Raw genomic sequence first — 2,167 nt, forward strand, 5'->3', positions numbered from 1 at the left:
ATCATCATTCATACAGACTATTCTATAATCATCATTACGGATGTCGACATCACCGCCATCCCTGCCCGGAATATCACACCGCCACACATCCGTCCCATCTATCGGAAAAAACATATACGCCAAACCATCAGGCATAGCATCCGGAGCCGATTTCCAGTCAACATCAATATGAAAATTTCCATCACCTGAAGCCGACGGCGGACATTCACCATGCTCATAAATAAGGCTGCATCCTGAAAATAAAAATGCGATAACAACCACAATAGTCGGCATCGCACTATGAAGATGATATGTTTTAGGTCTTTCCAAATGTTTAGATCTTGTTTAAGAGAATGTTTGGATTTGACTTATACTAAGATTTAGAGAGGATTTCAAAAATGCCCTACTCAACGGCATATATCAAATCCGCGGCGACGAAGCGCATCAAGAGTATGGTAGTCCATCGCTTCACGGTAGTAAGATATTATATGGGAAGCCCAGTCATTATTGCTCTTTGTACCGGTGCGAGTCTCATTATATTCGCTAATCTGCTGATCATATTGCAACAGCTCGGGCACCAGATTGTCTTGACGATATGTATTATGATGCACGACAAGATCTGCGCTTTGCTTAGGCTTAAGGTCCGGCATTTCACGAGGAATACCGATTGCAAGCCCACATACTACAAATACTTTTGGGGGCAACTTCATCAAGCGAGCGATAGCCTCCGGAGCAGCAGTGCGCGCATACCCGATAGGACATGTGCCAAGCCCTTCCGACTCAGCAGCAGTAAGTGCGCTCATCATCGCGAGCGTTGCATCCACAATACCGACTATCACTCCATCTGCCGTATGTGCGAAATCTGGCATATCAATACCCTTGGCTTCAGCAATCACTGATATCTTATTGTAATCCGCACAAAAAAGTAGAAAATGACGGCAGGTCTTTATCTGCTTTTGTCCGGTAAGCTCATACAACTTCTCCTTGGTAGGCTGATCATCAATATCTATGACTGAAAACTGCTGACCATTATAGCTGGTCGGCGTATTACGTATTGCATCATAAATGAATTCCATCATTTCTGATGGTATTTCCTCACGCTCATAGCGACGAATGCTTCGACGGTCAAGCAAAGTGGTTTTTACGTCTTTCATATCGGGCAAAGATGTTGTAATATTGGCGTTGAATCTTCGATTTATATTGGTTTTGATTTAAAAACAGTCTATAAATGCAAAATGTTCTGTCTGCCGCAAAAAAAATCAGCAGTCCATCACACTCTGATGGACTGCTGACTATTATCGGATATTCCTTATAGTATCTCAACGTGCGATTTTAAGCATACGCGGTGCAATATTTCGCCCATGCAAATGCAACAGGACAATACCGGAAGGAAGTGTAATCCTCGATTCAGAAGAGGTTAATACATAATTTGAAATCATACGCCCGTCGACAGTATATACAGAAAGTGTTGCTCCGACAGCATCAGGGCTCACTGTAAGGATAGAGGTGGCTGGGTCATATGAAATCTCGGCACTAACTATCACACTCTCTATCCCCGACGTTGAGAAATCGGTCGACATATTCTCTCCCATTAACGACGCAAGGTATACCTCAAGAGCTGTATAGCCATCGGAATTAATACGATTGTTGTCAGGGGTATTCATATCAAGGCCTACCGACTGCTCCCACTCGTCAGGCATACCGTCACCATCTTTATCAGCAGGCACGGTATAGTCGGTCGAATATTCATAGAAACCTTCGGCATCCGTCTCTTTATCTATAATACCGCGTGTACGTCCGAGCGAGCCTCCATATGTGGCCTTACCGGTACGGGCCTCCTCGGCCACACGCTGCTCTACCTTGTCACGGTTGACAGTGCCGGCATGTTCTACTACATAATCATAAGCGTCCTCGCCCGACATATACCCGCTAAGCATATATCGCTCCGGCACATAGGTGCCGACCGGACCGGCGAGTGTCCACTTGTAATATGGTGTAGCCGGAACTATACGCGCCGAAGCCCGTATCTGCTCCAATGTATAGAGTTCCGTATTCATTGCTTTCCAGTTGTCGGCTGTCGCTGTAGCGAATCCCTCGCCAATATTGCCGTCAACCCACCATTTTGCCGGAGCCCACGAAGTAGCGCCATCTCTCGCTCCGCTCGAATTCACAAACCACAATTCAGTCT

At 45.7% G+C, this 2,167-nt stretch carries 2 protein-coding genes and 1 pseudogene; all 3 read right to left on the reverse strand.

Annotated features, from left to right (window positions below):
• A partial coding sequence (locus K2I50_RS08730) for a DUF5119 domain-containing protein (protein ID WP_301025935.1) occupies positions 1-309 on the reverse strand: 309 nt, incomplete at its 3' end.
• A 77-nt stretch (positions 310-386) separates the two neighbouring features.
• Positions 387-1,133 (reverse strand): nitroreductase family protein, encoded by a 747-nt coding sequence (locus tag K2I50_RS08735; protein WP_301025936.1) that lies wholly within the window; start codon positions 1,131-1,133, stop codon positions 387-389.
• A 165-nt stretch (positions 1,134-1,298) separates the two neighbouring features.
• Positions 1,299-2,167: pseudogene (locus K2I50_RS08740) on the reverse strand (DUF6383 domain-containing protein); the annotation flags it as partial.

The sequence above is a fragment of the Muribaculum sp. genome (assembly GCF_029051885.1).
Lineage (GTDB): Bacteria > Bacteroidota > Bacteroidia > Bacteroidales > Muribaculaceae > Muribaculum.